The organism is Bradyrhizobium sp. CCGB20 (genome assembly GCF_024199855.1).
GTDB lineage: Bacteria > Pseudomonadota > Alphaproteobacteria > Rhizobiales > Xanthobacteraceae > Bradyrhizobium.
This window is the reverse complement of the sequence record NZ_JANADN010000001.1, coordinates 1,325,023-1,343,431: the sequence shown is the minus strand read 5'-3', so window position 1 is coordinate 1,343,431 and position 18,409 is coordinate 1,325,023. Positions and strand designations below refer to the sequence as shown.

Sequence of the window (18,409 nt, the reverse complement as noted above, 5' to 3'; positions counted from 1 at the left end):
TTTGACGCCGAAGCAGCACTTGCGATATATGAACCAATCGGTCTATATATCATGCATGCCTCGCCAAGCCCCAATGCAGTCGCCCCGTGGCCGCCCCCGAAGCTTCGATGTGGATGCCGCCGTCGAGCGCGCGATGAACGCGTTCTGGTCGCACGGCTATCACGCCACCGCGCTGCCGGACCTGCTTCGCGCCACGAAGCTCTCGCGGGGCAGCCTCTACGCCGCCTTCGGCGACAAGCACTCGCTCTTCCTGCGGGCGCTCGATCGCTACATTGAGGATGCGGTGACACGCATGGATGTCGAGTTCGCTCCCGGCAGGGAGCCGGTCGAGGCCTTGCGGGCTTACCTTGCCGGCTATGTCGAGCGCACCAGCGGTGCCAATGGCCGGCGCGGATGCCTGTTGGTGGCCACGGCCATGGAGCTGGGCGGCCAGGATGCGGAAGTCGCTCGCCGCGTCGCGGGCTTCTTCAAGGCGATGGAGGCCCGGGTCGCAGGTGCATTGGCTCGCGCTGAAGCGGTAGGCAAGCTGGCCAAGGGTGTCGACCCCTCAAGCGCCGCGAAAATTCTCGTCTGTTTCGTCGAGGGGCTGCGCGTGGTCGGCAAGACGGCTCCGGCGCGGGCCACATCGCAGGCCACTGCCGACGCGCTGCTCGACCGCTTCATCAAGTAAGTCATCCAATGAGGGCAACGTCATGGTACCTCCCTCGTCGACTTGCCGATATCTGGACTGATTGGTCTTGAAAGGAACGATACCATGACCGCCCTCCAGATCGTCTGTGCGGTGGCCGTCCCCCTGCTCTGGGGCTACCAGTTCGTCGCCATCAAGGTCGGCGTTGCGGAGTTTCCGCCGCTCTTCTTCCTCGCACTGCGCTTCCTCGCCATCGCACTGCTGCTCGTTCCGTTCGTCAAGAAACCCGCACGCGAGCAGCTCGGCCCTGTCGCAGCCATTTCGATTTTCCTGGGCGGCCTGAATTTCGGGCTGTTCTATGTCGGCCTTGGGCTCGGTTCGGGAAGCATGTCGGCCGTCGCATATCAACTCGCAACGCCCTTCACCGTGCTGTTGGCCTGGCCACTGCTTGGCGAGCGGCCGTCTCTCACCACGACCGCCGGTGTGCTGCTTGCCTTCGCTGGCGTGGTCGTGCTGGCGGCGGGGCCGGGCCTGACGGCAAACATCCTTCCGCTGCTGCTCGTGGTCGCCGCTGCCTTCGCATTCTCGGTGTCCAACGTCCTGACCAAACGCTACGGCCCTTTTGATCCCCTGATGCTGATGGGGTGGTCGTCGCTGCTCACGGTGCCGCAGGTCATGGTGATGTCGCTGCTGCTTGAACACGGACAAATGGCGAGCCTCGTCACGGCGGATGAAATTGGCTGGCTGGCCCTCACCTACACGATTTTCATCGGAGGAATTTTGGGGTTTGGCCTTTGGTTCTGGCTGATCGCCCGCTGCTCCATGGGCCGCGTCGCCCCCTTCGGCCTGCTGCTGCCGGTGTTCGCCTTGATGTCGAGCGTGTTGTTCCTGGGCGAGCGGATGACACCGAAGCTGATCGTCGGCGGGCTGCTCGCGATCTCAGGCGTGGCGATGACACAGGTCAGACCGGGCGTTCGATCCGTTTGAACGCTGTCCATAACGCCGGTGGTTCGGCACATGGCGCTCGCAGGTTTTCACGTCTTGGTGCAGCATCGTGTTGCGAGGTTACGCACCCGTACTGCCATGCGGTAATGTCCTGTTGTCAAGCAGGAAGACGCATCATGATGTTTCGCAATCTCTTCGTGGCGCTTCTCGTCACGGTCGCAATCGGCGCGGCGCATGCGGCGCCGCGATGGATGAGCCTGCCGCCGACGCCAACCTTGCCCAAGGCGGCGCAGAGCGGCCTCGCACCCGTCAATGGGGTGAAGATCTGGTACGCGGTCTACGGCCGCGGTGAGCCCGTCGTCCTGCTGCATGGCGGCCTTGCCAATGCCAGCTACTGGGGCCACCAGGTCCGCGCGTTGCAGCGGCAGTACCAGGTCATCGTCATGGACAGCCGCGGGCATGGGCGCAGCAGCCGCAATCAGGAGCCCTACGGCTACGATCTGATGGCCTCGGACGTGGTCGCCCTGCTCGACCATCTCAAGATCAGGAAGGCCGCGATCGTCGGCTGGAGCGACGGCGCGATCATCGGCCTCGACATCGCCATGAAGCACCCGGAGCGCGTCAGCAGGCTGTTCGCCTTCGCGGCGAACTCGGATCCGTCGGGCGTTGCGGATATTGCGTCCAGCGATGTCTTCAATGCGTACATCGCGAGGGCCGGCGAGGAGTACAAGCGCCTCTCGCCGACGCCGACCGAGTACAAGGGCTTCGTCGCGGAGATTACCAAGATGTGGGAGAGCCAGCCGAAATGGACGGCCTCGGATCTTGCGGCCATCAAGGTGCCGACCTGGATCGTGGACGGCGACCACGACGAGGCGATCAAGCGCGACAACACCGAGTTCATGGCCGCGAACATTCCGGGAGCCGGCCTGCTGATCCAGCCTGAGGTCAGTCACTTCTCGTTTTTGCAGGATTCCGAGCAGTTCAATGACGACGTGCTGCGTTTTCTTGCGCGCGGCGAGAGGGCTGGCGCTGCGGCGAACTGAGATATCGCAGGGTGGGCAAAGCGACAGCGTGCCCACCACTTCTGAATTGACTGCCGAGAGATGGTGGGCACGGCGCTATGCGCCTTTGCCCACCCTACGAGGCCGGTGCCACGTCATCACGAGCGCAGCTGCATCAACGTCGTCATTGCGAGCGCAAACCGCCATAGCCAACAAAAAACGCGGCGTTTCCGCCGCGTTTTTCGATTTCATCTGCCGCCCTGCGGTTACGCCTGCGGCTGCGGCTCCAGGCCGGGATCCGGATCGGGCCGCGGGCGCGACTTGCCGGCCGGGGGCACGGCGGAGGCGCGCGGCGTGGTCGGCTCGAGCACGGACTCGCGGTTCGGCTTCTTGCCCTTGAGCAGATCGACGATCTCGTCGCCGGAGAGCGTCTCGAACTCGAGCAGGCCCTTGGCGAGAGCTTCGAGATCGGCGCGCTTCTCGGTGAGAATGCGGGTCGCTTCGTTGTAGCCCTCTTCCACGAAACGCCGGATCTCGGTGTCGATCTTCTGAACCGTCGCTTCCGACGCGTTCTGGGTGCGCGACACCGACATGCCCAGGAAGACCTCGTCCTGGTTCTCGCCGTAGGACACGGTGCCGAGCGCCTCGGACAGGCCCCAGCGCGTCACCATCATGCGAGCCAGACGCGTGGCCTGCTCGATGTCGGAAGACGCACCAGACGTCACCTTCTCGCGGCCAAAGATCAGCTCTTCGGCAACACGGCCACCCATCATGATGGCGAGCCGCGAGGTCATCTGCTCCAGAGACATCGACAGCTTGTCGCGCTCGGGCAGCTGCATGACCATGCCCAGCGCACGGCCGCGCGGAATGATGGTCGCCTTGTGGATCGGGTCGGTCGCGACGACGTTGAGGCCGACGATGGCGTGGCCGCCCTCGTGGTAGGCCGTCAGCAGCTTTTCTTCCTCGGTCATGACGAGCGACTTGCGCTCGGCGCCCATCATCACCTTGTCTTTTGCTTCCTCGAACTCGGCCTGGGTCACCATCCGCTTGTTGCGGCGGGCAGCGGTCAGGGCGGCCTCGTTGACGAGGTTCATCAGGTCGGCGCCGGAGAAGCCCGGGGTGCCGCGCGCAATGGTCTTGAGGTTGATATCCGGCGCCAGCGGCACCTTGCGGACGTGAACCTTGAGGATCTGCTCGCGGCCGACGACGTCGGGATTGGGCACCACGACCTGACGGTCGAAGCGGCCGGGACGCAGCAACGCGGGATCGAGCACGTCGGGACGGTTGGTCGCGGCGATCAGGATCACGCCTTCGTTGGCCTCGAAGCCGTCCATCTCGACCAGCAACTGGTTCAGCGTCTGCTCGCGCTCGTCATTGCCGCCGCCGAGACCGGCGCCACGGTGACGACCGACCGCGTCGATTTCGTCGATGAAGATGATGCAGGGCGCGTTCTTCTTCGCCTGCTCGAACATGTCGCGCACGCGAGAGGCGCCGACGCCGACGAACATTTCGACGAAGTCCGAACCGGAAATGGTGAAGAACGGCACGTTGGCTTCGCCCGCGACCGCACGCGCGATCAGGGTCTTACCGGTACCGGGAGGGCCGACCAGCAGCACGCCGCGCGGAATGCGGCCGCCGAGGCGCTGGAATTTGCCGGGGTCGCGGAGGAATTCGACGATCTCCTGGAGGTCCTGCTTGGCTTCGTCCACGCCGGCGACGTCCTCGAAGGTGACGCGGCCGTGAGCCTCCGTCAGCATCTTCGCGCGCGACTTGCCAAAACCCATCGCCTTACCGGCGCCGCCCTGCATCTGCCGCGACAGGAAGATCCAGACGCCGATCAGCGCGATGAAGGGCAGCCAGGAGACCAGCAGCGAGACGAACCACGGCACGTTGTCGCCGGGCGGCTTCGCGGTGATCTGGACCTTGCTGTCATAGAGGCGCTTCACCAGCGTCGGGTCGTTCGGCGCATAGGTCTGGAAGCTCGAGCCGTTGGTGAAGGTGCCGTGGATGTCCGGCCCCTGGATCACGACGTCGCGCACATTGCCGCGGTCAACTTCGCTCAGGAGCTGGGAGAAGGCGATGTCCTGCGAGGAGGCGCGCTGACCCGGATTCTGGAAGAGCGTGAACAACGCCAACAGCAGCAAGACAATGATGACCCAGAGGGCGAAATTGCGCAGATTGGCGTTCATCGATCTTCCTTCGTGGTCGCGCGGATCGCGGCCTGATCCTTGGGCAGTTAGCTGGGTGTGTACGAGGAAATCCCCAAGGAATCCTCTTGGTTAGACGCATACAATTTAGGTGCCGCCCCGGTCGCTGCCAAGGGAACGAGATGGGACTATTTATCCCATCTTAGGGCGATTCCGGCTGAAATAATGGCGACGTATCCGGGGTTTTTCCTGCCTGGTTAAGGTGGCCTGACGCCGTGCAGCGGAAACGACCGGTGTCATGATCCGCCTTTCACGTCCCCTCGACGTCCTCTTGGGGACCGCCGGGCCGACGCCGGCACGATGTGGATACGCCCCCCCGCGAGGCTGATCAAGGCTCCCGCAAGGGTCTGCTTCAAGATCGCACGGCCATTTGCGGGTGCGCGGGGCTTTGCCGCCATGCCCTGATTCATGCCCTGATTCATGGCCTGATCGAGCGCGGCCGAGAGGGCCTCGACCTTGCCGAGTTCCGCCGGCCCCTCATGGCCGAGGGCATTGACGGCCCGCAGCAGCAGCCGCAGCCGGACCTCCTCCGGCAGATTGGCGAACGCCGAGGCCTCGAAGCTGCGAACGCCCGCCTGCGGCGCATCGCCGCGTGCCTGAAGCTGGAGGAAGCGTTCGGCGCCGTCGACCAGCACCTCGACCGCGGCATTGGCGCGCGAAAGCCGCGCCGCGAGCCGCGCCAGACTCCTGCTGTCGCCACCCTCGGCCGCAAGTTGCGGCAGCAGCGCGCGCAGCCGCGGCCGGGTGAAGGCGGTGTCGCGGTTGGTGGGGTCATCGGCAAAGCCGATCTTCGCCCGCTTCAGGGTCGCGATCAGCTGCGACTTCGGGACATCGAGCAGCGGGCGCACCAGCACGATGCCGTCGCGCTCCGTGAGGCGCGCCATCGCCGACAGCCCGGCAAGTCCGCTGCCGCGGACAAGGCGCATTAGCAGGGTCTCGGCCTGATCGTCGCGGGTGTGGGCGGTCAGCACATGGCTCGCGCCGACGCTGCGCGCGGCTTGCGCAAGCAGGCGGTAGCGGGCTTCGCGTGCGGCCGCCGGCAATCCGGTCTTCGGCTTCGCGCCACGCCAGCGCAGGGTCCGGTGCGCCAGCCCGAGTTCAGCGGCCAGCCGCTTGACCTCGCGCGCCTCGCGCGCCGCCTCCGGGCGCAGGCCGTGATCGACGGTGGCGACGGTCAGTTGCGGACCGCGTGCAAGGCCGCGCTGCCAGCGCGCGGCGAGCCACATCAGCGCAACCGAGTCAGGCCCGCCTGAGACCGCGAGCAGCAGAGCAGGCGCGCTTCTGAGCCCGGCGAAGAGCTGCTTCGCCGCGCGAGCGGAGATCGGAGAATTGTCGTCGTCTGACATGACGCGGCCCGGCAGAATGGCAGGCGCAATTTAGCGCAACGCCATTCGCCTTGTCAGGGACGAATGCCGCAGATCAGCACTTCACCCGCTTCTGCTCGCGATCGACTGCGGCTTTGACGCCGGCGGAGGCGCGCGGATATTTGCGGCCGACTTCGCCGAAGGCGGCGCAGGCGGCCTCCTTCTCCTTCAGCGCGGCCAGCGACTGGCCGAGCCGCAGTAGCGCATCCGGCGCCTTGCCGGACTTGTCGTACTTGGTGGTGACGGCAAGGAAGGCTTCCGCGGAGTCGCGATATTGCTGGCGCTGGAAATAGCTCTCGCCGAGCCAGTATTGCGCGTCCCCGAGCAGCGGGTCGCTCGGATATTTCTGCGCAAAATTCTTCATGGTCTGCTCGGCCAGCGCATAGTCCTTGCGCTGCATGTAGCCGATGCCGAGGTCGAACTCGTCGCGCGGCGTTGCCGAGGGCGGCAGGGTGGTCAGACCGGCGCCGCCTGACGGCGCGGGATTCCCCTGTTGGGCGGGATAGGCCGGCTGCACGGGTGCTGCTGCCTGCGGGTAGCGGGGGCCGTTATTGGAGAGATCGAGCGGCTCGCCGTAGCCACGGCCGCCGGGCGCACCTGCCTGAGCGCCTGCCGGCATCGGCTGCTGCCCGCCACCGAGCGCGCGCGGCGCGCCCGGCGCATTCGGGTTCTGGTTCGGATCGAAGGAATCACCGCGGCGGCGTACGCCGGGCGCGCCGGGCGCCGGCTGCTCCTGAACGATCGGCGCGGGAGCAGCGATCTGCGGCTGCTCGTAGTTCGGCTGGGCCTGCTGCTGCTGGCGATAGGCCGGCGCAACCTGGGTCGGTGCGACCTGGGTTGGAGGCATTGCCGAGACATTGGGCGCCTGCCCGGGCGCGCCCTGCGCGCCGCCCTCGAGCGCCCGCAGCCGCTCCTCGAGCTGGCGGTTGCGATATTGCAGCTCTTCGTTCTGGCCGGTGAGCTGGCGCAGCTGGTTTTCCAGCCGCTCGATCCGCATCTCAGGGTCGGCATCGTCCGACTGCGCAAGTGCGGGCGCGCACAAAGAGAGCAGCGCGGCGATCGCCACGGTGCCGGTAATTGCCTTGTATTTCGATGACATCTTGCCCTGACGACGAAAGCGACGTGGCGCGCGGCGGATCGTTGGCCGCGGCCCACAATGAGGAAGGGAGTACGCCAAAACTGTGACTGCCACCAAGGGGTTTTAAGTCACGGATTGCTGAAACGAAACCGGCGCCCGAGAGGGCGCCGGCATAATCGGTTCCTGAAGATGAACGGCGCCTGACTGATCGTCAGGAGCTCGCATTCAGCACGGTGACGGCGCGACGGTTCTGCGACCAGCAGGAGATGTCGTTACAGACGGCGACCGGCCGCTCCTTGCCGTAGGAGATCGTGCGCATGCGGTTCGGATCGATGCCGCGCGAGGCGAGGAACGAACGCACCGACTGGGCGCGGCGGGCGCCGAGCGCGATGTTGTATTCGCGGGTGCCGCGCTCGTCGGCATGACCTTCGATGGTGAAGCTGTACTGCCGATAGTTCTGCAGCCACTGCGCCTGCTTCTCCAGGGTCACGATCGCCTGCGGCGTCAGATCGGTCTGGTCGCTCTCGAAGAACACGCGGTCGCCCACGTTCACGACGAAATCCTGCTGGCTGCCGGGCGTCGCAGCATTGGCCATCGCATCCGTCGCTGCGTTCTTGTTCGCGCACGCGCCCATCGACAGCGCGATCGCGACCACCGCAGCCAGCTTCAATCCCTGGAGGATACGCATAGGATATTTCATTCCGGAGCCTCCACGCTCACGTTCGTCCACTGCTGTCCGGTCTACAGGGGGTTGGTTAAGCGAACGTTCCGTCAACCTTGATGGAACCTTGCCTCAGCCGGTCAAATGCCCCCAACCCGCGAAAAGCAACCGTCATGGTTAATGGGTTCTAAATGTGGCGCGAGGGTGAAGGCAAGCTGCGTGACCAGCAAAAACGCCGGTCTTTGCTGGAATTTTAGGCCCGAACGACGATGTGGGCGAACGGAGCCCCGGCCGAAAGGCGCGCGGCGGCTCGAGACCGTGACGGCGGGAATCAGACGTGCGCGGCTTCCGCCACCAGCACCGGCCGCTGCGGGACCTCGCGCTGCCCGCCGCGCCCGAACAGCATCCGCCGCTCGAAGGCGGTGGACCGCATGATCGGATAGCGCTCGAACACCTTCTTGCGGAAGGTCGGGAAATCCGCCGCCATCAATCCGAACGGTTTCGTCAGACCCGGAACCAGGCGGGGCTCGGCGATCGTCTCGTGCAGGAACACCCGGCGATAAAACGCCTGATGCTCGGGACGCACGATGGCAAGGCCGAGGTCGGCATTGAAGTGCTCGCACGCCATGTAGGCGAGCCGGGTCGTCAGATAGGGCAATTCCGGAACCCGCTTCACCTGGTCGGGATCGGCGACAAAGCGGGTCGGGTCGATCATGACCTCGCCCCGATCGAGCCGCGGCATCAGGATCTCGGGGAAGACATCGGCCGAAGTGGACTCGCGCCATTCCGAGGTCAGCACGCTGATGCGCACGGAGCTGCAGAGCTGGCCACGGAGATAGACGCCGAAGGTCCACGCGTTCGGCAGTTCGTCGTAGCGGTCGGTGACCCGGGCCTCCGCCGATTCCCTGACGGCGCCCTCGCGCAGATAGGCGCGGTAGCGGAGGTTGTAGATTTCCTCCTTCTCCGCGGCCGTCTCCGCAAGATGATAATCGACGTCGGTCAGGAGATCGGCTCCACGTCCAACAGCCGAAATGACAGATCTGGCTGAGGACTGCATTCCAACTCCTTACCCACCGCTCACGATGCGCGAGCCCCGGCCATTGCCGTCGGACAACTTGCGCGCGCGTGAGGATTCATTAACACCTCCTTAACAACGATGCAAAGCAATCGAGGCGATAGGGTTAATCTCCGTAGCACTACGGTGGGTCAGCAACTGCCTGAAACGACGGAAAATTTCTGGAGATGAGACTCAGGCGAAGGAGCGTGAGCTGACGACGTGGAGCAGGCTCTCGCCGCGCCGTCCATGCGATGCGTTGAGGAGCTGGCGCATCCGCACGGCGGGCACCGGACGGCTGAACAGATAGCCTTGCGCCTCGGAGACGGTGCCGTCGGCGCTGATCAGCTCGAGCTGCTCGTTGGTCTCGATGCCCTCGACCACGACAGCCATGCCGAGGTCGGCGGACAGCCGCGCCACGCCGCGCAGCAGCGTCAGCGGCCGGTCGGTGTCGATGCCCTCGAGGAAGGAGCGGTCGATCTTCACCTTCTGCATCGGGAAATTGTGCAGATAGCTGAGGCTGGAATAGCCGGTGCCGAAATCGTCGAGCGAGATGCGCACGCCGAGCGCATGCAGTTGCGACAGGGTGTCGTGGGTGAGCTGGGTGTTGCGCAGCAGTGAGGACTCGGTGATCTCGATCTCGAGGCGATGGGCCGGCAGCCCCGAGACCTCGAGCGCGTAGCGGATTTCACTGAGCACGTCGCGCTGGTGGAATTGCTGCGGCGAGAAGTTGACGGCGACGCTGACGCCGTCGGGCCACTTCATGCATTCCATGCACGCGCGGCGCAGGATCCAGCGGCCGAGATCGACGATCAGCCCCATGTCCTCGGCGACCGGGATGATGTCGATCGGCGAGACCGTGCCGCGCACCGGATGATTCCAGCGCAACAGCGCCTCGCAGGTGGTGATCTTGCCGGACTTCAGATTGACCAGCGGCTGGTAGAACAGCTCGAACTCCTCGTTCGCCAGCGCCTTGCGCAGGTCGAGCTCGAGGATGCGGCGGGCCTCGACGGTCGCCGCCATCTCGTCGCGGAAGAAGCAGAAGGTGCCGCGGCCGTCGGCCTTGGCACGGTAGAGCGCCATGTCGGCGTTCTTGAGCAGCGTGTCGGCGCTGACGTCGCCGTCCGGCGAGGTCAGCGCGATGCCGACGCTGGCGCCGATCTCGACCAGATGATTGTCGATGCGGTAGCGCTCGCTCAGCCGCTCGACGATGCGGCGCGCCAGGCTGGCTGCGTCCTCGGGCGAGGCGATGTTCTGCTGGAACACGACGAACTCGTCGCCGCCGAAGCGGGCGACGAAATCCTCGGGGCGCAGCATCTCGCGCAGGCGGTTGGCGACCGCGCACAGGAGCTGGTCGCCGCAGGGATGGCCGAGCGTGTCGTTGACCTGCTTGAACTGGTCGAGATCGACGAACAGCAGCGCGGAAGGGCGCTCGGCGTCGTGCGAGATCGCCAGCAGCCGTTCGATCTCGTCGCGGAAGCTGACGCGGTTGGGCAGCGCCGTGAGTTCGTCATAGCGGGCGAGATGGGTGATCCGGGCTTCGGCGTTGGTGCGTTCGGTGATGTCTTCCAGCAGCAGCACCGTGCCGCCGCCGGTCATCGGCTGGAACGTCCAGGCCAACGCGCGGCCGCGCGCGGAATCCGGATCGGCGGTGACGATCTCGCGGATCCGCGCATGCTCGATCTCGGCCAGGATCTGCTTGCCGCTGTCCGCCGAGATGGAGCCCGCGGCAACACAGGCCGACACGATATCGGCGGCGGTGGCGCCGCGCTTGACCAGATCCTCGGGCAACGCCATCAGCTCGCCGAAGCGGTGGTTCATCACCGCAAGGCGCCCGTCGGCGCGAAACATGCACAGGCCATGCGGCATGTTGTTGAGCGCGGTGTCGAACTGGCTCGCCAGCGCGGATTCGCGGAAGCTCGAGGTCAGCGCCTTGACGAAGATCGCGTGCAGGGTGAGGTTGATGTTCTTCAGCCCGATGAAGAAGAACACGAGCAGGATGGCGAGCCCGATATGGTAGAAGCCGCCATGCAGCAGAAGCGCGAGCGACATCGGTCCGCAGGCGAGCGCGACGTGCCACTGGATCACCCGCGGCTGGCCGTAATTGCGGGCGGCGCCGCCGGCGGTGTAGCCGATGCCGATGGCGACACAGAGCATGTCCGCAACCGCATCCTCGTTGAGATAGATCACGACGAAGGCCCACACGCCGAGCACGGCCGCATAGCTCAGCGCGCCGAGCCAATAGCGCGGCGCCAGGTGCCTGGCCTCGTCGAATGACAGCGCCTGCGTGCGGTTTTCGTATCGGCGCATCTGGAAGGCGCGCGCGGTGCCGATGGCGATCAGCAGGAATGCGATCGGCCACAGCCAGACGTCACCGGTCTTCAGCGCAGTCATGACCGCGGCCACGGCCGCGGAGGCCGAGCCGAGGAAGATCGCCCAGAAATTCTGCACCATAGAGTTGATGAGAGCGGCGTAGAGTATCGGCTCCAGCTCGTCTCGATCGCTCTGCTTCTGGTCGGCCAGCTGCATCGACTTGTTACGCGTCCTGTTTGGCGCGTACTTTTACCCAAACCAGATGAAGCCTTTCTGAGGGAACATCGTTAAAGTCGGGTTGTTTTTCGGCAATAGCGAACCTGTTTCTGCTGAAATATCAAGCAACTAGGCAAGCGTTGCCGGGCACAAGGTGAAGGAAAGCTTGCGTCCCGCAGGAAACCCGAAAAAATCGGCGCGTTTTTTCTAAACATCGCGCGTCTGAACGCGCGATGTCTTAGCGGCTCAGCCGGGTGTCGAGGACAGCAGCGGCGACCATGCCGGGTCGGAGGCGAAGCCCGGCGTCGGCACCTTGAGCTCGTTGCGGCCGGAGATGTCGACGGAGTACAGCGACGGTCCGCCGCTGCCGCCGGGATCGCGGAAGAACATCAGCACGCGGCCGTTCGGCGAGAAGGTCGGGCCTTCATTGTGATAGCCGGAGGTCAGGAGCCGTTCACCGGAGCCGTCCGGCTTCATGACGCCGATCGAGAACTGCCCACCGCCCTGCCTGGTGAAGGCGATGTAGTCGCCGCGCGGCGACCACACCGGCGTCGAATAGGTGGCGTTGGTATCGTCCTTGGAGAAGGAGATGCGCTGCGCCGCCCCGCCGCCCGCCGCCATCACGTAGATCTGCGACCTGCCGCCGCGATCGGATTCGAAGCAGATGCGGGTGCCATCCGGCGAGTAAGAAGGAGAGGTGTCGATCGCCGGCGTGTCGGTAAGGCGCGTGGTCGAGCGCGAGCGCAGGTCCATCACGAACAGGTTGGAATTGCCGCCCTGCTGGAGGCTCATGATGACGCGCTGACCGTCCGGCGAGAAGCGCGGCGCAAAGGTCATGCCCGGAAAATTGCCGACGATCTCGCGCTGGCCGGTCTCGATGTTGAAGAGATAGACCTTGGGATCGCCCTGACCGAACTCCATGTAGGTGATCTCTTGCGAGTTCGGCGAGAAGCGCGGCGTCAGCACGAGGTCGGAGCCGCGCGTCAGATAGCGCACGTTGGCGCCGTCCTGGTCCATCATCGCGAGCCGCTTGACGCGGCGCTCCTTCGGCCCGGTCTCGTCCACGAACACGACGCGGCTGTCGAAATAGCCCTTCTCGCCGGTCATCTGCTCGTAGATCTGGTCGGAGATGATGTGGGCGATGCGGCGCCAATATTCCGGCGAGGTGAAATATTGCTGTCCCGTGAGCTGCTGGCCGGTGACCACGTCCCAGAGGCGGAATTCGGCCTTGAGCCGGCCGTCCTGCTGCCGTGTCATACGGCCGGTGACCAGCGCCTGCGCGTTGAGGGTCTTCCAGTTCTGGAATTGCGGCGCGACGTCGATGTTGCTGATGCGCTCGATGAAGGCGGCCTGGTCGATCGGCGCAAACAGGCCCGAACGTTTCAGATTGTTGGTGATGACCTGCGTGACGCCGTTGGCGACATCGCCGTCGGACGGCGAGCCCGGCACGAAATTGGTGATCGCGATCGGGATCGGCCGAAATTCGGTGGGATCGATGCGAATTCGCGGCTGGCTCTGCGCGAAGGCATGTCCACCTCCGAGCATCGCGAGTGCCGATCCTGTGACGGTCATGAAGCGGCGGCGGGAGATCGATCGAGCGTCATTCATTGCAAAATTCTTTTGTTCGGATGTCACAACATATCTTTCAGGCCGAAAGTCATCGGAATGAGCTTCCAGCTCTCGTACTGCTGCTTCGGCATGAACGAATAAACCTGACACTGCACAATGGCGCGCTTGGCGCTTTCGGCTATGGCCTGGGCAATCGACCGGGATGGTCCCCTCACCCCGACGATAATCGGTTCGGATGCGAGCGATCCATCGATCTTCATGGGAATGTCGATGTCAGCTTCGTATTGATCGGCGTCCTGCCCGTTATAGGTCGGCGTGAAGCAGCGCTTGACCGCGCCCTGGAACGCACCTCGCCAGGTCGCGATGTTGTTGGCGGCAGTTCCGGTGGTCGATCCCAGCGAAGCCGACGCATTGAGGGTCGAGCCGGCGAGTTCGTGCCGGGTCGCAGCACGCTTGTCGAGATCGCGCTGAATCTGCGCGGGGTCGAAGCTGCGCTCCTTCGGCTTCGGCTGCTGCTGCGGCTGCACCGCCGCGACCTTCTGCTCCACGGGCTTCGGCGGCGGCTTCTTGGTCTCCAGCTTCTTCTGGAGCTCGGCGATCGGATCTTCCTTGGCCGGATCAGGTTTCTTTTCCTGCGGCTTCGGCTCTTCCTTCGGCTTGGCCTCGGCGACCGGCTTCGGCGGCTCGGGCTTCTTCTCGACCGGCTTCTCGACGGGCTTTGGCGGCGGCTCCGGCTGCGAATTGGTCTTGATCAGCTCTTTCTTCTCGGTGACCTTGCCGACGGCGTCTTCCTCGGGCTTGGCTTCGGCGATCTTCTCGACCTTGGGCTTCGGCTCTTCCTTCTTACCGGTCTTCTGCCCCGACATCATCTGCGCGAGCTGGTCGGTGGAGATGATGTCGATCGGAAGCGACTCTTCCGGCGCGACGAAGGCCTTGCTGCTAAAGGTGACCAGCCCCCATCCAAGCACGAGGACGTGGAGAGCAATCGACGCAACCAGTGTCTTGTCGACGTTCACCTTCACTGGCCTACGACCCCTGATCCGCCTCGGTGACGAGCGCCAGCTTCTTGAAGCCAGCGCCGGACAACAGGCCCATGACCTTGGCTACCGTTCCGTAATCCGCCTTCTTGTCGGCACGCAGATAGATGCGCTCCTCGAGCCCGCCGCGCGCGTCCGTGATCGCCTTCAGCTTGGGCACCAGTTCGTTGATCGCGATCTCGGCGTCGTTGATGAACACCTTGCCCTTGATGTCGACCGACATCTGGATCGGCTTCTGGTCATTGTTTTCGAGGCTCTTGGCCTGGGTCTGTGGCAGGTCGAGCGGCACGCCGACCGTCAACATCGGCGCGGACACCATGAAGATGATGAGCAGCACCAGCATGACGTCGACCATCGGCGTGACGTTGATCTCGGCCACGACCGGCTTGCGCCGGCCACGGCGCCCGCCGCCTCCGGACGAACTCGCTACGTTCATCGCCATGATCGAGTGCCCAAATTGCCCTTCACACTATACATGCCGTCCGTCAGCCCCGCTCGTCGATCTGACGCGACAGGATGGCTGAAAATTCATCGGCGAAGCCCTCGAGCCGCTGGGCCTGCCGGTTCACCTCGGAAGTGAACTTATTGTAGAAAATAGTGGCAGGAATGGCGGCGATAAGGCCGACAGCGGTCGCAAACAGCGCTTCCGCAATACCAGGGGCCACCACCGCCAGGGAGGTATTTTTCGACGCCGCGATCGACTGGAAGCTCGACATGATGCCCCAGACCGTGCCGAACAGGCCGACGAAGGGGCCGGCGGAGCCGACGGTCGCGAGCACCAGCAGCCGGCGTTCCAGCCGCTCGACCTCGCGCGCGATCGAGACGTTCATGACCTTGTCGATGCGCATCTGAAGGCCCGCGACCGAACGCGCGTGGCTCTCGAACGAGCGCTTCCACTCACGCATCGCGGCGACGAAGCAGGCCGCCATGGAATGCGTCGGTTTCGCAGAGAGCGTGCGATAAAGCTCCTCGATCGACTCGCCCGACCAGAACGCCTGTTCGAAGCGGTCCATCGAACGGCGGGTGCGCGCATAGAGGAAGATCTTGTCGATCGCGATGGCCCAGACCCAGACCGAGCAGGCCAGAAGGCCCAGCATGACCCCCTTCACGATCCAGTGAGCCTGCCAGAACAGCGCGATCAGCGACACGTCCGCGGAAGCGGCAACCGGAAGGGCTGACTGAGCCACGTCGGCCGGATTCATAAGCAGTATCCTCTCAAGGCGATCGTTATCCGATGTTCCGCGGCAGCAAATGGCTGCCGGTTCCCCTAACAGCCGCGCTAGAACCGGCGCGGCCGGCAAGCCCGCTCAAAGCCTTGTCTTTCTGGGGTGCAGGGGCTCGTCCAAAGCCGGCCGCCTGCATTCCCTGCCAAGATGTCAAAACTATGGGCCTCGGGCACGGCTCCGGGCGCGACTGTCCGTAATTACCAGAGCCCGGCGTTGGTTAACGTACGGTTACCACGGACGAATTTGGCTGCCGGAATGGTAGGCGGCACAGGGGGATGAGGCGGCGAGGTGCGAGGCAGGAGGTCGCGTGGCGGTGCGGGGGGAGCTGCCGGCCCCCAAGGAGCTCGGTTCCCTCCCCCCTTGCGGGGGAGGGATAGGGAGAGGGGTTCCCACGGGGATTCTCTCTGAGACGAAGATCCCCGGCGTAGAATGAACACCGTTTCCTGGGCCACCCCTCTCCCCCGCCCTCCCCCGCAAGGGGGGAGGGAGCGCAGAGTGCGGCTCGGCGGGCATCGAGAGTCACCACTCCTCCTGCTCCCCCAGCGCACGCGAGCTGATAGGGTCCGTTCGCGGACAACAACGTGCCGGCATCACCGGCCAGCCCTAGGGAACACCCCATGCCGAAACCACAGACACATGTGCAGTGGATGACCGCTGCGGTCGTATCGATCTGCCTGGTCGCATCCAGCCCCGCGCGCGCGGCCTCGGTTGCGCCGGTCGCGGCGGAAAACGGCATGGTGGTGTCGGCGCAGCATCTGGCGACAGAGGTGGGCGTCGAGGTGCTCAAGCGCGGCGGCAATGCCGTCGATGCCGCGGTGGCCGTCGGTTACGCCCTGGCCGTCGTCTATCCGGCAGCCGGCAATCTCGGCGGCGGCGGCTTCATGACCATCAATCTCGCCGACGGCCGCAAGACCTTCCTCGACTTCCGCGAGACGGCGCCCAAGGGCGCGACTGCCAACATGTATCTCGACAAGGATGGCAACGTCATCAAGGGCATCTCGACCAAGGGACACCTGGCCGTGGGCGTTCCAGGATCCGTCTCGGGCCTGGAATATGCGCGCGAAAAATATGGCACGATGAAGCGCGCCGAGTTGCTCGCCCCCGCGATCCAGCTCGCCGAACAGGGCTTTGCGCTGGACCAGGGCGACATCGACCTACTGCGCACGGCAACCGACGATTTCAAGGACGATCCCGCATCGGCCGCGATCTTCCTCAGGGACGGCCAGCCATTCGGTGTGGGCGACCGGCTGATGCAGTCCGAGCTGGCGAAGACCCTGCGCGAGATCAGCAGCAAAGGCACGGACGGCTTCTATAAAGGCTGGGTTGGCAGCGCCATCGTGGCTTCGAGCCAGGCCGGCAAGGGCCTGCTGACGCAGGATGACCTCGACAATTACAAGACGCGCGAGCTCGCCCCGGTCGAATGCGATTATCGCGGCTACCACGTGATCTCCGCGCCGCCGCCAAGCTCGGGCGGTGTCGTCATATGCGAGATCCTGAATATCCTGGAAGGCTATCCGCTAAAGGAGCTGGGCTACCACTCCGCGCAGGCCGTGCACGTGCAGATCGAGGCCATGCGCCACGCTTACGTGGACCGCAACAGCTACCTCGGCGATCCGGACTTCGTGAAGAATCCGCTCGACCGCCTCCTCGACAAGGGTTACGCGACCAAGATCCGCGCCGTGATCGATCCGAACAAGGCTGGCGTCTCCAAGGACATCAAGCCGGGCGTTGCGCCCCATGAGGGCAGCAACACCACGCATTATTCAATCGCCGACAAGGACGGCAACGCCGTATCGGTGACCTACACGCTGAACGACTGGTTCGGCGCCAAAGTGACGGCGGCCAAGACCGGCGTCCTGCTGAACGATGAAATGGACGACTTCACTGCCAAGGTCGGGGTGCCGAACCTGTACGGCCTGGTGCAGGGCGAGGCCAATTCCATCGCTCCCGGCAAGCGGCCGCTGTCCTCGATGAGCCCGACGATCGTCACCAAGGACGGCAAGACAGTCATGGTGGTGGGGACGCCCGGCGGCAGCCGCATCATCACGGCGGTCTTGCAGACCATGATCAACGCGATCGATTACGGCATGAACGCGCAGGAAGCCGTCGACATGCCGCGCATCCATCAGCAATGGCTGCCGGACCTGACCAACGTCGAGAACTATGCCCTATCGCCGGATACGCAAAAGATTCTGGAAGGTATGGGCCACAAGTTCGGGCCGCCGCAGCCGGCCAATCATCTGGCAGTCATTATCGTCGGCGCACCGTCGCTCGACGGCAAGCAAGTCGGCAACAACCGCTACTATGGCGCCAACGATCCCCGCCGCAACTCGGGGCTCGCAGCCGGGTATTGAGAGAACGCGCGGTGCCCTACCATTTCTCCTTCGAGGTCCGCACATCGAGCTCGAACGACCAGGCGCGTTCGGGCTGGCGGTAGAGGAAGGCGAAGGCATCGACGATGCCCTCGATGTCGATCAGGCTGTCCTCGCGCCCTGCCGCGTCCGGAAAGCGCGAGATGATCTTGTCGCCGGCGATGGCGCCGTCGACCACGACATGGCCGACATGGATGCCGTCGCTCGCGTATTCTTTGGCCATGGCCTGCGCCAGCGTGCGCACCCCCGCCTTGGCCGAGTTGAAGGCACCGTAGCCGGAGCGCCCGCGCAGCGAGGCGCTGGCGCCGGTGAACAGCAGCGTTCCCGTCTTCTTCGGCACCATGCGGCGCACCGCCTCGCGGCCGAACAGGAAGCCGCCGAAGCAGACCACGCGCCAGGCCTGCTCGAAATAGTCGGCCTCCATCTCGATGATCCTGCCCGGCGTGTTGTTGCCGGCGTTGTAGATGGCGAGATCGAGGTTTTCGCCGGCGGCATCGAACACAGCGGCGATGTCACGCTCGCTGGTCGCGTCGGCGACGACCGGAACGGCAGCGCCGCCCGCCTTCGTGATGTCATCTGCAACCGCCTGCAACGCGGACAGCGTCCGGCCTGCGACGATCACCTTGAGTCCCTCTGCCGCAAAGCGCTTGCAGAGCCGGGCGCCGAGCCCGCGGTCCGGTCCGACGCCGATCACGATTGCCGTCTTCATTGCACGTCTCCGAAGGTTGAAAGCTGATG

The 18,409-nt window shown here is 64.7% G+C and carries 15 protein-coding genes; 4 read left to right on the top strand and 11 right to left on the bottom strand.

The genetic code is table 11. The features are described 5' to 3' along the window. Positions 1-73 precede the first annotated feature (73 nt). The 3 genes from NLM15_RS06235 (at position 74) to NLM15_RS06225 (ending at position 2,616) form a co-directional block, all read left to right on the top strand. Entirely contained in the window at positions 74-670 is a 597-nt protein-coding gene (locus NLM15_RS06235) for a TetR/AcrR family transcriptional regulator (protein ID WP_305887428.1), read from the top strand. A gap of 84 nt (positions 671-754) precedes the next feature. Continuing rightward, positions 755-1,615, top strand: coding sequence for a DMT family transporter (locus NLM15_RS06230; protein WP_254116160.1), 861 nt, complete (start codon positions 755-757; stop codon positions 1,613-1,615). 134 nt (positions 1,616-1,749) lie between these two features. Beyond that, positions 1,750-2,616: an alpha/beta fold hydrolase gene (locus tag NLM15_RS06225; RefSeq protein WP_254116159.1), complete on the top strand. Its 867-nt coding sequence runs from the start codon at positions 1,750-1,752 to the stop codon at positions 2,614-2,616. Between the two features lie 224 nt (positions 2,617-2,840). On the opposite strand, the gene ftsH is transcribed toward NLM15_RS06225, so the two are convergent. From ftsH to tolQ, 10 genes are all read right to left on the bottom strand, one after another. Next, complete coding sequence (gene ftsH / locus NLM15_RS06220) at positions 2,841-4,763, bottom strand: ATP-dependent zinc metalloprotease FtsH (protein WP_008136887.1); 1,923 nt, start codon at positions 4,761-4,763, stop codon at positions 2,841-2,843. 254 nt (positions 4,764-5,017) lie between these two features. Beyond that, positions 5,018-6,127 carry a tRNA lysidine(34) synthetase TilS gene (gene tilS, locus NLM15_RS06215; RefSeq protein WP_254116158.1) on the bottom strand — a complete coding sequence of 370 codons (1,110 nt, stop codon included), beginning with the start codon at positions 6,125-6,127 and terminating at the stop codon, positions 5,018-5,020. 73 nt (positions 6,128-6,200) lie between these two features. Beyond that, on the bottom strand, positions 6,201-7,244 hold the full coding sequence (gene ybgF, locus NLM15_RS06210) for a tol-pal system protein YbgF (protein ID WP_254116157.1): 1,044 nt from the start codon (positions 7,242-7,244) through the stop codon (positions 6,201-6,203). A gap of 190 nt (positions 7,245-7,434) precedes the next feature. Beyond that, positions 7,435-7,923 carry a peptidoglycan-associated lipoprotein Pal gene (pal, locus tag NLM15_RS06205; protein WP_028152222.1) on the bottom strand — a complete coding sequence of 163 codons (489 nt, stop codon included), beginning with the start codon at positions 7,921-7,923 and terminating at the stop codon, positions 7,435-7,437. Between the two features lie 292 nt (positions 7,924-8,215). Further along, positions 8,216-8,941 (bottom strand): hypothetical protein, encoded by a 726-nt coding sequence (locus NLM15_RS06200; RefSeq protein WP_254116156.1) that lies wholly within the window; start codon positions 8,939-8,941, stop codon positions 8,216-8,218. A gap of 192 nt (positions 8,942-9,133) precedes the next feature. Beyond that, on the bottom strand, positions 9,134-11,467 hold the full coding sequence (locus tag NLM15_RS06195) for a bifunctional diguanylate cyclase/phosphodiesterase (protein ID WP_254116155.1): 2,334 nt from the start codon (positions 11,465-11,467) through the stop codon (positions 9,134-9,136). Between the two features lie 246 nt (positions 11,468-11,713). Then, positions 11,714-13,075, bottom strand: a complete 1,362-nt coding sequence (gene tolB, locus NLM15_RS06190; RefSeq protein WP_254116154.1) for a Tol-Pal system beta propeller repeat protein TolB — start codon at positions 13,073-13,075, stop codon at positions 11,714-11,716. A 23-nt stretch (positions 13,076-13,098) separates the two neighbouring features. Continuing rightward, positions 13,099-14,058: a cell envelope integrity protein TolA gene (locus NLM15_RS06185; RefSeq protein ID WP_254116153.1), complete on the bottom strand. Its 960-nt coding sequence runs from the start codon at positions 14,056-14,058 to the stop codon at positions 13,099-13,101. Positions 14,059-14,062: 4 nt separating this feature from the next. Continuing rightward, on the bottom strand, positions 14,063-14,515 hold the full coding sequence (gene tolR / locus NLM15_RS06180) for a protein TolR (protein WP_254116152.1): 453 nt from the start codon (positions 14,513-14,515) through the stop codon (positions 14,063-14,065). A 43-nt stretch (positions 14,516-14,558) separates the two neighbouring features. Continuing rightward, positions 14,559-15,275 (bottom strand): protein TolQ, encoded by a 717-nt coding sequence (tolQ, locus tag NLM15_RS06175; RefSeq protein ID WP_254116151.1) that lies wholly within the window; start codon positions 15,273-15,275, stop codon positions 14,559-14,561. A gap of 641 nt (positions 15,276-15,916) precedes the next feature. On the opposite strand from tolQ, the gene ggt reads away from it, so the two are divergent. Then, entirely contained in the window at positions 15,917-17,653 is a 1,737-nt protein-coding gene (gene ggt / locus NLM15_RS06170) for a gamma-glutamyltransferase (protein ID WP_254116150.1), read from the top strand. 16 nt (positions 17,654-17,669) lie between these two features. On the opposite strand, the gene NLM15_RS06165 is transcribed toward ggt, so the two are convergent. After that, positions 17,670-18,380, bottom strand: coding sequence for an SDR family NAD(P)-dependent oxidoreductase (locus tag NLM15_RS06165; RefSeq protein WP_254116149.1), 711 nt, complete (start codon positions 18,378-18,380; stop codon positions 17,670-17,672). Positions 18,381-18,409 lie beyond the last annotated feature (29 nt).

What these genes read in the sequence shown, in the direction of transcription:
- tolR (WP_254116152.1), bottom strand. Translation starts at nt 14,515, where the DNA reads ATGGCGATGAACGTAGCGAGTTCGTCCGGAGGCGGCGGGCGCCGTGGC.
- NLM15_RS06195 (WP_254116155.1), bottom strand. Translation starts at nt 11,467, where the DNA reads ATGCAGCTGGCCGACCAGAAGCAGAGCGATCGAGACGAGCTGGAGCCG.
- NLM15_RS06200 (WP_254116156.1), bottom strand. Translation starts at nt 8,941, where the DNA reads ATGCAGTCCTCAGCCAGATCTGTCATTTCGGCTGTTGGACGTGGAGCC.
- ybgF (WP_254116157.1), bottom strand. Translation starts at nt 7,244, where the DNA reads ATGTCATCGAAATACAAGGCAATTACCGGCACCGTGGCGATCGCCGCG.
- NLM15_RS06230 (WP_254116160.1), top strand. Translation starts at nt 755, where the DNA reads ATGACCGCCCTCCAGATCGTCTGTGCGGTGGCCGTCCCCCTGCTCTGG.
- ggt (WP_254116150.1), top strand. Translation starts at nt 15,917, where the DNA reads ATGCCGAAACCACAGACACATGTGCAGTGGATGACCGCTGCGGTCGTA.
- ftsH (WP_008136887.1), bottom strand. Translation starts at nt 4,763, where the DNA reads ATGAACGCCAATCTGCGCAATTTCGCCCTCTGGGTCATCATTGTCTTG.
- NLM15_RS06165 (WP_254116149.1), bottom strand. Translation starts at nt 18,380, where the DNA reads ATGAAGACGGCAATCGTGATCGGCGTCGGACCGGACCGCGGGCTCGGC.
- pal (WP_028152222.1), bottom strand. Translation starts at nt 7,923, where the DNA reads ATGAAATATCCTATGCGTATCCTCCAGGGATTGAAGCTGGCTGCGGTG.
- tolB (WP_254116154.1), bottom strand. Translation starts at nt 13,075, where the DNA reads ATGAATGACGCTCGATCGATCTCCCGCCGCCGCTTCATGACCGTCACA.
- tolQ (WP_254116151.1), bottom strand. Translation starts at nt 15,275, where the DNA reads ATGAATCCGGCCGACGTGGCTCAGTCAGCCCTTCCGGTTGCCGCTTCC.
- NLM15_RS06225 (WP_254116159.1), top strand. Translation starts at nt 1,750, where the DNA reads ATGATGTTTCGCAATCTCTTCGTGGCGCTTCTCGTCACGGTCGCAATC.
- tilS (WP_254116158.1), bottom strand. Translation starts at nt 6,127, where the DNA reads ATGTCAGACGACGACAATTCTCCGATCTCCGCTCGCGCGGCGAAGCAG.
- NLM15_RS06235 (WP_305887428.1), top strand. Translation starts at nt 74, where the DNA reads ATGCAGTCGCCCCGTGGCCGCCCCCGAAGCTTCGATGTGGATGCCGCC.